Here is a 12730-nt window from a genome sequence, read left to right as displayed (position 1 = left end):
TTCGCATGCCCATCGTCTTCGACTCCGCCGAATCCTTGCTGGCCGCCGTCGGGCAATCGCTCGGCGTCACGCCCTGGCTGACCATCGATCAGCAGCGCATCGATACCTTCGCCGATGCCACCGGCGATCATCAGTGGATCCATGTCGATCCGGTGCGCGCAGCACAAAGCTCCTTCGGCAGCACCATTGCGCACGGCTTTCTGACCGTATCGCTGTGCGCGTTCTTTCTTCCCCAGCTCATCGACGTGCGCATGAAGATGGGCGTCAACGTCGGCAGCGACCGGCTGCGCTTTCCCAACGCGGTGAAATGCGGCGCGCGCATCCGCGCGGCCGGCGAACTCGTCGCCGCCGAAGCCACGCGTGACGGCGGCCTGCAGACCACCACGCGGCTGACGATCGAGATCGAAAACGAAGCGCGGCCCGCTTGCGTCGTCGACCTGCTGTCGCGCTACTACTTCTGACCAACGCCACTTCCAACGAGGTTCACACGTGACCGAAGCCGTCATCGTTTCCGTCGCCCGCACCGCCATCGGCAAAGCGTATCGCGGCGCGTTCAACGACACCGAAGCGCCCGTGCTCGGCGGGCACGTGGTCCGCGCGCTCGTGCAGCGCTCGGGCGTGGCGCCCGATGAAATCGATGATCTGCTGATCGGCTGCGCCGCGCAGCAGGGCACGCAGGGCTACAACCTCGGCCGGCTTTGCGCGTACACGGGCGGGCTGCCGGACAGCGTGCCGGGCATGACGTTCGACCGCCAGTGCTCGTCCGGGCTCATGACCATCGCGAGCGCGGCCAAGACCATCATGGCCGGCGAGCAGCGCATCGTCATCGCGGGCGGCGTCGAGTCGATTTCGCTCACGCAGAACGCGCACAAGAACAAGTACCGCTCGGTCTCCGAAGCCGCGATCGCGGCCGAGCCGACCGCTTACATTCCGATGATCGAAACCGCCGAACTCGTCGCCGAGCGCTATGGCGTGACGCGCGCGGCGCAGGACGAATACGCGTTCCAGAGCCAGCAGCGCACGGCCGCCGCACAGGCCGCAGGCCGCTTCGACGACGAGATCGTGCCGATCAGCGTGGTCAAGCAGCTGTTCGACAAGCAAGGTCAGCCGACCGACAAGCAGACCGTCACGCTCGCCCGCGACGAAGGTGCGCGTGCGGATACCACGCTCGACAGCCTCGCCGCGCTCAAGCCGGTGTGGAAGGACGGGCAGTGGGTCAAGCAGGGCCAGCACGTCACCGCGGGCAATGCCTCGCAGCTGTCCGATGGGGCCGCTGCGGTGATGCTCATGAGTGCCGAAGAAGCACGGCGTCGCGGACTGCAAGTGCTCGGGATTTATCGTGGCAGCGCGGTGGCAGGCTGCAAGCCCGACGAGATGGGCATCGGCCCGGTGCTCGCGGTTCCGCGCCTGCTCGAGCGTCATGGGCTCGGTGTCGGCGACATCGGGCTGTGGGAACTCAACGAAGCCTTCGCCGCGCAGGTGCTGTACTGCCGCGACCAGCTCGGCATTCCGAATGACCGCCTCAACGTCGACGGCGGCGCGATCGCGATCGGCCATCCTTTCGGCATGAGTGGAGCTCGCATGGTCGGGCACGCGCTGATCGAAGGCCGGCGTCGGGGCCTGCGCTACGTGGTCGTGACGATGTGCGTGGGCGGCGGCATGGGCGCGGCCGGCCTGTTCGAGATTCCGCGCTGAGCACGATGCACAAGCCGAAGCCGCAGCGCGCTGGCGATGCGGCGGGATCGGCGAAATCAGGGACCGAGGCGGCAAGTACCGCAGCGGCAAGGCTGGAGGAAGACGAGATGGCACGAGCGATGACCGCAGCGATCGAGCAGTACGAGGTGAAGACCAGCGCAAGCGTGGGATGGCCGGCGATCGGCTTCGCGCTGGTGGTGCTGTTTGCGGCGCTGTATTCGTTCTCGCATCGGCCGATGCCGCCGATGGCGGCGTCGACGGTCAAGCCGGACGGGCTGCTCGTCAGCGGCTTGGGTCGGGTCGGCGGCCGCCTGGTCGCGGTCGGTGAGCAGGGCAACATCCTGATCGCGGACAAGGCCGAAGGACCGTGGCGCAGCGCGCGTGTCGATCACCCGCGTGGCTCCATGCTCACGCAGGTGCTGGCGACCGGCGAGCGCAGCGCCATCGCGGTGGGTCACGACGGCTGGATCCTGCGCAGCGACGACGCCGGACAGAGCTGGAAGGAAGCCGCCTTCGACGCCGAGCAGGGCAGCGTGCTGCTCGGCGCCGCCGGGCCCTATGACGGCCGGCTGTTCGCCTATGGCGGCTTCGGCGAGCTGCAGGTTTCCGATGACGGCGGCGACAGCTGGCGACGTGTTTCGCTGAGCGCCGGCGAAGCCGCGGCCGAAAGCCCCGCCGCCGCGCAGGCCGACCCCGATGCGTTCCCGTTCGGAGACGAGGGCGGCGGCGGCGCGGCCAGCAGTGGCGAGGATCGCCACGTCTACGGTGTCGCGCGCGCGGACGACGGCGCGCTCGTGCTCGTCGGCGAACGCGGCCTGCTGATGCGTTCGACCGACAAGGGCGAAAGCTGGAAGGCCTTGCCGGCGATCTATACGGGCTCCTTCTTCGGCGTGCTCGCCGTGAACGACAATGCCTTGCTCGCCTACGGCATGCGCGGCCAGGTGTTTCGCAGCGATGACGGCGGTACGCGCTGGCGCAAGCTGGCGGTGCCGACGAGCGGCGCGATCTCCGCCGCCACGCTCGCCGCGGACGGCAGCGTGCTGCTGGTCGGCGACGCGAACACGGTGCTCAAGTCCAGCGATGGCGGCGCCACGTTCGCACGCGTGAGCCCCGACGGCCGCAAGTCGCTCGCCGCCATCGTCGCGCTCGACGACGGCCGCTGGATCACCGGCGGAGAAGCCGGCGTGGTGCTGCACCTGAAGCCTGGAGCCCAGCCGTGAAACTGCTCGAAAGCTTCGTCAACCGCTGTTCCGATCTGCTGATCGCGCACCGTCATCTGCTGTCGATCGTCTTCGTCGCGCTCACCGTCGGCTTCGCCGCGAGCGCGACCCAGCTCAAGCTCGATCCGGGCTTTTTGAAGCTGATTCCGGTCGAGCATCCGTACATGAAGACGATGATGCGCTACCTGCAGAACTTCTCGGGCGCGAACACGATGCTGATCTCGCTGCGCTGGAAGGGCCAGGGCGACATCTACAACCCCGAGTTCATGGAATCGATGCAGCAGGCCACCGACGAGGTGTTCTCGATTCCGGGCATCAACCGCACCAAGGTGTCGTCGATCTTCACGCCCGATGTCTACTACATCGAGATCACCGAAGACGGCTTTCGCGGAGCGCCCGTGGTGCCGGCCGAATTCGCACGCACACCCGAACAGCTCGCGCAGGTGCGGCACAACGTCGAGAACTCCGGCCAGCTCGGCCTGCTCGTCGCCAACGACCTCAAGAGCGCGCTGATCCGCGCCGACCTGCAGGACTACGATCCGAACGACGGCAGCAAGGTCGACTACTGGGAAGTGCAGAAGCGGCTCGAGGCGCTGCGCAAGCAGTTCAACAATCCCGACATCGAAGTCAGCATCATCGGCTTCGCGCAGCTGCTCGCCGACGTGATCCATGGCCTGTTCGGCGTGATCGGATTCTTCCTGCTCGCCTTCGTGATCACCGCCGGGCTGCTGTTCTGGTACACGCGCTCGCCGCGGCTCACGTTCACCGCGCTGACGGTGGCCTTGCTGCCGGTGCTCTGGCTGCTCGGCGCGCTGCCGCTGATCGGCTTCGGCATCGACCCGCTGTCGATCCTCGTGCCGTTCCTGATCTTCTCGATCGGCGTGAGCCATGCGGTGCAGATGACCAATGCCTGGCGCAACGAGATCATCAGCGGCGCTTCGGCGATCGAAGCCTCGCGCGCCTCGTTCCGCAAATTGTTCGTACCGGGTTCGGTCGCACTGCTCACGAACGCGCTCGGCTTCGCGGTGATCATGTTCATCGACATTCCGATCGTGCACGAGCTCGGGCTCACGGCCTGCCTCGGCGTGCTGCTCATGATCGTGACCAACAAGATGATCCTGCCGATCATCCTCACGCACGTCCGCCTCGAATCATCGAGCTGGAAGCAGCCTTGGCGCACCTCGGGCGCCAACGGCCTGAATCGCATCTGGCTGGCGGTCGGCAAATGCGCCGAAGAACGCAGCGCGCTGTACGTGCTGGGCGTCTGCCTGCTGCTGGTCGCCGGGACCAGCGTGCTGTCGCGCGGCCTGGTCGTCGGCGATTCCGGCAGCGGAGCACCCGAGCTGCGCGAAAACTCGCGCTACAACATCGACGGCCGCACGATCGCCGGTTCTTACGACATCGGCGTCGACGTGCTCAGCGTGATCGTCGAAGCGCCGGACTTCGAAGGCGATTCCTGCCTGCATTATCCGGTCATCAGCCTCATCGACCGCTTCGACCTGTACATGCGCGGCGTGCCGGGCGTGCGATCGGTGACCAGCGTCGCCGGCATCGGCAAGCTGGTGATCTCCGCGTTCAACGAAGGCAATCTGCGCTGGCGCGCCTTGCCGCGCTCGGAAGTCGGCCTGTCGACCGGCTCGCGCGCCTTCGAACCCGCGCTCGGGCTCAACACCGAGGGCTGCCGCGCGATCCAGACCTTGATCTTCATGAACGACCACGAAGGCGCGACGATCGCGCATGCGGTGGCCGAGGTGAAGAAGTTCATCGAGGCCAACCCGGTCGAAGGCGTGACGATGCGCCTGGCCAGCGGCAACGTCGGCGTGATGGCGGCGACCAACGAAGCCGTCGCCGAAGCCGAAGTGAAGATGCTGCTCGCGATCTTCGGCGCGCTGACCTTGTTGTGCTTGCTGACTTTCCGCTCGTGGAAGGCCGCGCTTTGCGTGATCGTGCCGCTGACCATCGTGTCGATCTTCTGCAACGCTTTCATGGCGATGCTCGGCATCGGCCTGAAGGTGGCGACCCTGCCGGTGATCGCGCTCGGCGTCGGCGTGGGCGTCGATTACGGCATCTACCTGTTCGAGCGCGTGCGGCATCACATGGACGCGGGGCTTTGCTTCCGCGAGTCGTTTGCCGAGGCGATGCAGGAACGCGGCAGCGCGGCGGTGTTCACGGCGATCACGATGTCGGTGGCGGTGGGTACCTGGACCTTGTCGGCGTTGAAGCTGCAATCCGACATGGGGCTGCTGCTGTCGTTCATGTTCCTCTACAACATGCTGGGGGCGATCTGCCTGCTTCCGGCGCTCGGGGCGTGGTTGTTCAGGGATGGGGGGAAGGGACGGGTGGCCGTGGTGCCGCGGACTGCGGAGGTTTCGGTTCGGCGGGTTTCGCCTGGTCATACGCCGTGAGCTTGTTTGTCCTCTCTCCCGCTTGCGGGAGAGAGTCCTCGCGGTAGCGAGGGAGAGAGGGGCTGTGATCATCTCCCTCGGCAGAATGTTGCATCGCGTCGAAGCGTTGCCCCGAGCACGTGAGCAGCGCAGGGCACCCCAACGGGGTGCGTCACCAGGGTGTGCGCTCGATGCTTCCTTTCTTTGCACAAGCAAAGAAAGTACGGCCCGACCGGCGAGGTCGAAAGCCCTCAGCGCTCAGCTGAACCCCCAAGCGAAGCGCCGACAAAAAACAGCCGCAAGCGGGAGAGAGGACAAGCCGCTCAAGAGTCGCCACTCGCAATCACCCCGACTCGTCCATTTGCAGCAGGCACTTGCACCGCCCGCCGACTACTTTGCCCCACACCGGCGAGACCCGTTCCCGCCCCCGACGACACACCCAACCACGGCAGGTGCAACGATGGCTGGAGTTCTGCAAGGCGTACGCGTTCTCGATCTGAGCTGGGGCATCGCAGGCCCGATGGTGGCGATGCTGATGGCCGATCACGGCGCCGACGTCACCAAGATCGAGCCTCCGGGCGGCGATCCGTTTCGCGATCAGCTCGGCTACAAGGTCTGGCAGCGCGGCAAGCGCAGTGCCGTTCTCGACCTCAAGAACGAGGCCGACAAGCAAGCCTTCCTCGCGCTCGTCAAAGCCGCCGACGTGCTCGTCGAGAGCTACACGCCGGGCGTGACCGAACGGCTCGGCATCGACTACGCGACGCTCGAAAAGCTCAATCCGCGCCTGGTCTATTGCTCGATCACCGGTTACGGGCGCGGCACGCAGGACGAAGACCGTCCGGCCTACGACGCGCTGGTCGCGGCGCGCACCGGCCTGCATTGGGAACAGCGCGGCTGGCCCGAAGGCGCCTTGAATCATCTGGCCGGGCGCGACGATCCGTTTCCCGATCTCGATATCCCGTACGACTGGCTGCAGGGCGCCGCGCGGCCGGGACCGCTGTTTCCGTCTTCGCACTGGCCGAGCCTCGGCGCGTTCTTCTCCGCGAGCGTCGGCATCAACGCGGCGCTGCGTGCGCGGGAGCACACCGGTCGCGGACAGCACGTCGAAACCTCGCTGCTGCAGGGCGCCATGGCCGGTGCGGCCGGTGTCTGGATGCGCGCCGAGAACATCGATGCGCCCGGATTCGATTCCTGGATTCTCGGCAGCAAGGCGCCGAAGGGGCAGTTCCGCGCGGCCGATGGCGAGTGGATCCACAACTGGGTGCCGAACCCGCGCTTCATCATGAGCGCCTCGGCCGGCGACCAGCTCGATGCCTCGCCCGACCTGACCGTGCAGAACGATCCGGATCGCTTCGGCACCGGGCCCGAGGAACTGCTGGTGATGGCGCATTACCAGCCGATCCTCGCCGAGGCGATCGCCAAGTTTCCGGCCAAGGATTGGGTCGAAGCCGCAGCCAAGGCCGAGATGACGATGCAGAACGTGCGCTCGGCCGAAGCTTCGCTGGCCGACCCGCTGTTCCTGGCCGATGGCTGCGTGGTCGAAACCACCGATCCGGAGCTCGGCAAGCTGCGCACGGTCGGCCAGACGTATCGCCTGAGCGCGAATCCATCCAAGCCCGGATCGCATGCGCCGCGCGTCGGCGAGCACACCGAGCAGGTCAAGGCGGAGGCTGCGAAGGCCCAAGCCGCGACGGCCAAAGACGCAAAGAATCCCAAGCTCAAGGCGCCGCTCGAAGGCATCGTCGTGCTCGATCTCGGCCTTGCGATCGCCGGGCCGTTCGGTACGCAGCTGCTCAGCGATCTCGGCGCCACGGTCATCAAGATCAACGGGCTCTACGACATGTTCTGGCACCGCGTGCACATCGCCTACATGGCGAACCGCGGCAAGCGCAGCATCACGCTGAACCTCAAGGATCCGCGTGCGATGGAGATCTTCCACAAGCTGCTCGCCAAGGCCGACGTGGTGCATCACAACATGCGCTACGACGCGGCCGAGCGCTTGAAGATCGATTACGAGTCGCTCAAGAAGCTCAAGCCCGACCTGATCTACTGCCACACGCGCGGCTTCGAGACCGGCGAGCGCGCGGGCCTGCCGGGCAACGACCAGACCGGCGCCTGCCTGTCGGGCATCCAATACGAAGACGGCGGCATGCACGATGGCGGCAAGCCGCTCTGGAGCCTCACGAGCTTCGGCGACACCGGCAATGGCTTCCTGTCGGCCGTCGGCGTGATCCAGGCGCTCTACCATCGCGATCGCACGGGCGAAGGGCAGATGGTCGATACCTCGATCATCAACGCGGCCCTGCTCAATACCTCTTACGCGGTCGCCAGGCCCGATGGCAGCGGCTTCGACCGGCCCAAGATCGATGGCCAGCAGTACGGCTATTCGGCCGGGCATCGCCTGTACGAAACCAGGAAGGGCTGGCTGTGCCTGGTCGCCGCCAAGCCCGCGCACTGGGACGCCTTGCTGAAGATCGCGGACCTTGCGGGCGATGCACGCTTCGCCACGGCCGAAGCACGCGCCGAGCACGACGCCGAACTCGCAGCGGCGCTCGCCGGGCGCTTCGCTTCCGACGAGGCGAAGCAGTGGTTCGCCAAGCTCGATGCGGCCGGTGTACCGGCCGAGATCGTCTCCGAAGATTTCTCGCTCAAGCTGCACGAGAACGCCGAGTTCCAGAAGCGCCGCTGGGTGACTTCGTATGCGCATCCGCACGTCGGCAAGCTCGACCAGATCGGCCTGCTCGTCGATCTGTCCGACACGCCCGGCGTGATCCAGGGCCGGCCGATGATCGTCGGTGAGCACACGCAGCAGATTCTCGCCGAGCTCGGTTACGACGAGGCGCAGATCAAGCTGCTCGAAGAACAATTCGCCATCGGCTTCGCGGGCATGCCGCGCATGCCGCCGAGGAAGGCCGCATGAGCACCGCCGCAAGCGAAACCGAAGCCAAGCCGAACAAGCCCATCCGGCTCGCGCCGATCGTCACGCCCGATGCGAAGTTCTTCTGGGACGCGGCCGATCAGGAGCAGTTCCTCGGCCAGCAATGCGGAAGCTGCGAGCGCTTCCGCTTTCCGCCGCGGCCGATGTGCCCGCATTGCCACAGCCTGGAGCGCCGCGAGGTGCCGCTGTCCGGTCGCGGCACCGTCTACACCTGGATACGGCCGCTGCATCCGCCGGCCTATGGGTTTCGCGAGCCGCCGACGGTCGCCGTGATCGAACTCGAAGAGGGCATCCGCTTCGTCTCGAACGTCGAAGGCATCGCGTTCGAAGACATCACCGCCGGCTTGCCGGTGCAGGTCGCATTCGTCGAAACCGTAGGCAATCACAAAGTGCCGGTGTTTCGTCCGAGGGAGGAAAAACGATGAGCCGCGGTTTCGTTGAGGCCGCGATCGCCGGCATCGGTGCCACCGAATTTTCGAAGGAATCGGGCCGCAGCGAGCTGCAGCTCGCCGCCGAATGCGCCAAGGCCGCTTGCGACGATGCGGGCGTCGATCCGCGCGACATCGACGGCATGCTCACGTTCACGCTCGACAACAGCGACGAAGTCACGCTCGCGCGCTGTCTCGGTGTGCGCGATCTCGCTTACACGGCGCGCATTCCGGGCGGCGGCGCGGCTGCGGTCGCCACGATTTACCAGGCGATGGCGCTCGTCAACGCGGGGCTCTGCAAGAACGTGCTGATCTGGCGCGCGATGAACGAGCGCAGCCAGTATCGCTTCGGCCAGAACCAGAGCGGCGGCAGCTACAGCGCAGGCAACGGCACCGGCTCGCTGCTGTGGTGCGTGCCGTTCGGCGCGATGACGCCGGGAACCTGGGAATCGCTCGCGGCCCAGCGCTACATGCAGCGCTACGGCATCAAGAACGAAGACTTCGGCCGCGTGTCGGTGGTGCAGCGCCAGTACGCGGCGCGCAACCCCAAGGCCTGGTTCTACGACAAGCCGATCACGCTGGACGATCACCAGAACGCGCGCTGGATCGTCGAGCCCGTGCTGAGGCTTTTCGACTGCTGCCAGGAATCCGACGGCGGCCAGGCGATCCTCGTCACCTCGCTCGAGCGTGCGCGCGATCTGCGCCAGCCGGCCGTGAAGATCATCGGCGCCTGCCAGTCGATTCCGTACAACGTCGAAGTCATCTCGAACTACTACCACGATGCCGATCTCGCGCTGATGCCCGAGGCCGAAGGCACCGCCCAGCGGCTTTACGCCCAGACCGGCTTCAAGCCCGACGACATCCAGGCGGCGATGCTCTACGACGCCTTCACGCCGCAGGTGTTCAAGCAGCTGGAGGCTTTCGGCTTCTGCAAGCGGGGCGAAGCGCGCGATTTCGTCGCCGACGGCAATCTCGAACTCGATGGCCGCCTGCCCGTGAACACCAACGGCGGACTCATCGGCGAGGCCTACATCCACGGCATGAACAGCATCGCCGAGATGGTGCGCCAGGTGCGCGGAAGCGCAGTGAACCAGGTCGCCAAGGTCGAGCACGTGCTGGTGTCCTCGGGCATGGCCGGCGCGATCCTCGGTCGCGGCTGAGCATTCGATGTCGCCAGCGGCGCAGGCTTGCACGACACCGTCCGCCAGACGGCGCACGCTGAGGCTCGACAGCGGCGTCGAGCTCGACGGGCGCCCGATGACGATCGCGCTCGAGCTGGTCTGGCCCGAGCGCCTGCGCGAGCCCACGAGCGTGTTCGTCTGCGTTCCGGGCGGCGGCATGAACCGTCGCTTCTTCGACCTGATGCCCGCCGATGGCGGCGAGGATTTCAGCTTCGCGGCGCAGATGAGTGCACGCGGGTATCTGGTCATGCTCATCGACACGCTCGGTGTCGGCGAGAGCGACCGGCCGGACGACCTCTACGCGCTGACGCCCGAGCTACTGGTCCGTGCCAACGAGCGCGTGGTTGCGGCGGTGCTGGCCGGCTTGCGCGATGGAGGCCTGCTCGCGGATCGACCGGCCTTGCCGGATCTGCGCAGCATCGGCGTCGGTCATTCGATGGGCGCTTTGCTCACCTGCCTGCAGCAGGCGCGCTTCGGCACGCATGCGGCGATCGCCGCGCTCGGCTTTTCGACCGCGGGGCTGCCGCAATACCTGGTTCCGCAGGCGCGTTCGGCGACGCCGGCCTCGCTGTCGGAAGACGAGCTCGTACGGCTCGCGCGCTCGCAGTTCGGCGCGGCGCCGAGTGCGATGAAACGCGGCGAAGCGCCGAGCGACCTGTTCGCCGGAGCCAAGGCCGAGCCGCGCGGAATGGCCGCGCTCAAGAGCGCGCTCGCGCCGATGCTGCCGGTGCCAGCGATGCTCGCGATGATGCCCGGCAACATCGCCCAGGCCTGCGCGAGCATCGGCGTGCCGACGTTCATCGGCGTCGGCGAGCTCGATCTGACCGGAGGCGCGCATGCGATCCCGGCGGCGTTCACGCGCAGCCACGATGTCACTTTGCAGATCCTCGAGCAGGCGGGCCACAGTCATTTTCTGTTCGCCTCGCGAGCGCAGCTGTTCGAACGCCTCGGCCGCTGGGCCGCGGATGCGGCGCACGCCTGATCGACCTTGGTTCACGCCATTCCCAATGACTTCAACTCACTTCAAATAACTGATTTCGACATTCGGAGAACACGATGGGGACGATGCTCAAGGCCGGCAGTCGCTACAAAAGCGCGGTCAGCGACGTGCAGGTGATGGTCGTGAAGGCGCCGGCCGGCGAACACACGCTGCTGTGCGGCGGAGCGGAAATGCTCGCCGCGAACGCGGCCGCCGCGGAAGCATCCGCAGCGCCCGCCGACGGCGAGACGCTGATCGGCAAGCGCTACGTCAACGCCGACGAATCGCTGGAACTGCTGTGCACCAAGGGCGGCAAGGGCGCGCTGTGGCTCGGTGGCGAGGCGCTCGACATCAAGCAGGCCAAGCAGCTGCCGTCGTCGGATTGAAAACCGCAATCGAGCGCACCGCATGAACATCGCCACCTTGCTCGACATGTCCGCCGAAGCCTTCGGCGAACGCATCGCCATCGTCTCTGGCCGGCACCGCCTGAGCTTCGAAGAGCTCAGGAACAAGGCGCACGCGGCGGCGGCCTGCCTGCGCGATAGCGGCGCCTCGCGCGTGGCCTTGCTCGACGTCAACAGCCCGGCCGCGGCCGTGGCGCTGTTCGGCGCGGCCTACGCGGGCATTCCGTACGTTCCGCTCAACTATCGGCTCACGCGCGCCGAGATCAACGCGCTGGTGCAGCGCATCGCGCCGGCCGTGATCGTCGCGGGTGCCGAGCATGCGGCGCTGGTCGATGCGATCGACGGCGTGCGCGTGGTCGATCGCGAGGATTTTCTTGGCCTGCCGCGCGCCGATGCGATCGAGCCCGGCGACGATCCGCGGGCCGTGGCCGTGCAGCTGTTCACGAGCGGAACCACCGGCCAGCCCAAGGCCGCGATCCTGCGGCACGAGAACCTGATGGGCTATATCGTCGGCACCGTCGAGTTCGCGAGCGCGGACGAGGGCGATGCGATTCTCGTGACGGTGCCGCCGTATCACATCGCCGGCATCTCGGCGGTGCTGAGCTCGACGTATGCCTGCCGCCGCATGGTGCAGCTCGAAAGCTTCGAGCCCGCCGCCTGGATCGACGCGGTGGTTCGCGAGAACGTCAGCAACGCCTTCGTCGTGCCGACCATGCTGGTTCGCATCGTCGAGCAGCTGGAAGCCAAGCCGGTTTCGCTGACGAGCCTGCGCGCGCTCGCCTACGGCGGCGGCAAGATGCCGCAGTCGACGATCGAACGCGCCATGCGGCTGCTGCCGCAAGTCGATTTCACCAACGCCTACGGGCTCACCGAAACCAGCTCGACGATCAGCGTGCTCGGACCCGACGATCATCGGGCCGCGATGTCCGCCCGCGATCCGGCGCTGCGCCGGCGGCTGTCCTCGGTCGGCCGGCCGACCGCCGCCGTCGAAATCGAAGTCCGCGACGAACAGGGCGCGGTGCTCGGCGCCGGGCAGGCCGGGTTCGTGTTCGTGCGAGGCCCGCAAGTCTCGGGCGAATACCAGCAGCAAGGCAGCCAGCTCGACGACGGCGGCTGGTTCCCGACACGCGATCGAGGCTATCTCGATGCGGAGGGTTATCTGTATCTGGACGGCCGCGCGGACGACGTGATCGTTCGCGGAGGCGAGAACATTTCGCCCGGCGAAATCGAAGACGTGCTGCTCTCGCATCCGGCCGTCGCCGACGCCGCGGTGGTCGCCATGCCCGACGAGCAATGGGGCGAGGCGGTGGCCGCCGCCGTGGTGCTGAATCCCGGCGCGCATGTCGAGCCCGAGGTGTTGCAGGCGCTGGTGCGGTCCAAGCTGCGGTCCTCGCGGGTTCCGCAGGCGATCGCGTTTCGCGACCAGCTGCCTTACAACGAGCTCGGCAAGGTGCTGCGCAGGCTCGTGCGCGAGCAGTTCGCCCAAGCGGTGGAGGCGTAA

Annotated in this window: 10 protein-coding genes; all 10 read left to right on the top strand. The window is 66.9% G+C overall.

Translation table 11 applies throughout. The annotated features are described in order from the left end of the window. Positions 1-5 precede the first annotated feature (5 nt). A complete protein-coding gene (locus tag WQQ_RS20520) occupies positions 6-461 on the top strand; it encodes a MaoC family dehydratase (RefSeq protein WP_007187178.1) in 456 nt (151 codons plus the stop codon). Between the two features lie 28 nt (positions 462-489). Then, positions 490-1695: an acetyl-CoA C-acyltransferase gene (locus WQQ_RS20515; protein ID WP_007187177.1), complete on the top strand. Its 1206-nt coding sequence runs from the start codon at positions 490-492 to the stop codon at positions 1693-1695. A gap of 107 nt (positions 1696-1802) precedes the next feature. After that, positions 1803-2915: a WD40/YVTN/BNR-like repeat-containing protein gene (locus WQQ_RS20510; RefSeq protein ID WP_007187176.1), complete on the top strand. Its 1113-nt coding sequence runs from the start codon at positions 1803-1805 to the stop codon at positions 2913-2915. After that, on the top strand, positions 2912-5320 hold the full coding sequence (locus WQQ_RS20505) for an efflux RND transporter permease subunit (RefSeq protein ID WP_007187175.1): 2409 nt from the start codon (positions 2912-2914) through the stop codon (positions 5318-5320). The genes WQQ_RS20510 and WQQ_RS20505 overlap by 4 nt, the downstream gene beginning before the upstream one ends. Positions 5321-5759: 439 nt before the next feature. Further along, positions 5760-8219: a CaiB/BaiF CoA transferase family protein gene (locus WQQ_RS20500; RefSeq protein WP_007187174.1), complete on the top strand. Its 2460-nt coding sequence runs from the start codon at positions 5760-5762 to the stop codon at positions 8217-8219. Beyond that, on the top strand, positions 8216-8662 hold the full coding sequence (locus tag WQQ_RS20495) for a Zn-ribbon domain-containing OB-fold protein (RefSeq protein WP_007187172.1): 447 nt from the start codon (positions 8216-8218) through the stop codon (positions 8660-8662). The genes WQQ_RS20500 and WQQ_RS20495 overlap by 4 nt, the downstream gene beginning before the upstream one ends. Continuing rightward, positions 8659-9825 carry a thiolase C-terminal domain-containing protein gene (locus tag WQQ_RS20490; RefSeq protein WP_007187171.1) on the top strand — a complete coding sequence of 389 codons (1167 nt, stop codon included), beginning with the start codon at positions 8659-8661 and terminating at the stop codon, positions 9823-9825. The genes WQQ_RS20495 and WQQ_RS20490 overlap by 4 nt, the downstream gene beginning before the upstream one ends. A gap of 7 nt (positions 9826-9832) precedes the next feature. Beyond that, complete coding sequence (locus tag WQQ_RS20485) at positions 9833-10828, top strand: alpha/beta fold hydrolase (RefSeq protein WP_007187170.1); 996 nt, start codon at positions 9833-9835, stop codon at positions 10826-10828. A gap of 74 nt (positions 10829-10902) precedes the next feature. Continuing rightward, complete coding sequence (locus WQQ_RS20480; protein WP_007187169.1) at positions 10903-11211, top strand: hypothetical protein; 309 nt, start codon at positions 10903-10905, stop codon at positions 11209-11211. A 22-nt stretch (positions 11212-11233) separates the two neighbouring features. Next, complete coding sequence (locus WQQ_RS20475) at positions 11234-12730, top strand: class I adenylate-forming enzyme family protein (RefSeq protein WP_007187168.1); 1497 nt, start codon at positions 11234-11236, stop codon at positions 12728-12730.

It is taken from the genome of Hydrocarboniphaga effusa AP103 (genome assembly GCF_000271305.1).
GTDB classification, from domain to species: Bacteria; Pseudomonadota; Gammaproteobacteria; order Nevskiales; family Nevskiaceae; genus Hydrocarboniphaga; species Hydrocarboniphaga effusa.
Note: the sequence above shows the minus strand (reverse complement) of the source record. Positions and strands in the feature narration are given on the sequence as shown.

Excerpts from the sequence above, each read along its gene's own strand:
- WQQ_RS20520 (WP_007187178.1), top strand. The coding sequence starts at position 6 with ATGCCCATCGTCTTCGACTCCGCCGAATCCTTGCTGGCCGCCGTCGGG.
- WQQ_RS20510 (WP_007187176.1), top strand. The coding sequence starts at position 1,803 with ATGGCACGAGCGATGACCGCAGCGATCGAGCAGTACGAGGTGAAGACC.
- WQQ_RS20500 (WP_007187174.1), top strand. The coding sequence starts at position 5,760 with ATGGCTGGAGTTCTGCAAGGCGTACGCGTTCTCGATCTGAGCTGGGGC.
- WQQ_RS20495 (WP_007187172.1), top strand. The coding sequence starts at position 8,216 with ATGAGCACCGCCGCAAGCGAAACCGAAGCCAAGCCGAACAAGCCCATC.
- WQQ_RS20490 (WP_007187171.1), top strand. The coding sequence starts at position 8,659 with ATGAGCCGCGGTTTCGTTGAGGCCGCGATCGCCGGCATCGGTGCCACC.
- WQQ_RS20485 (WP_007187170.1), top strand. The coding sequence starts at position 9,833 with ATGTCGCCAGCGGCGCAGGCTTGCACGACACCGTCCGCCAGACGGCGC.
- WQQ_RS20480 (WP_007187169.1), top strand. The coding sequence starts at position 10,903 with ATGGGGACGATGCTCAAGGCCGGCAGTCGCTACAAAAGCGCGGTCAGC.
- WQQ_RS20475 (WP_007187168.1), top strand. The coding sequence starts at position 11,234 with ATGAACATCGCCACCTTGCTCGACATGTCCGCCGAAGCCTTCGGCGAA.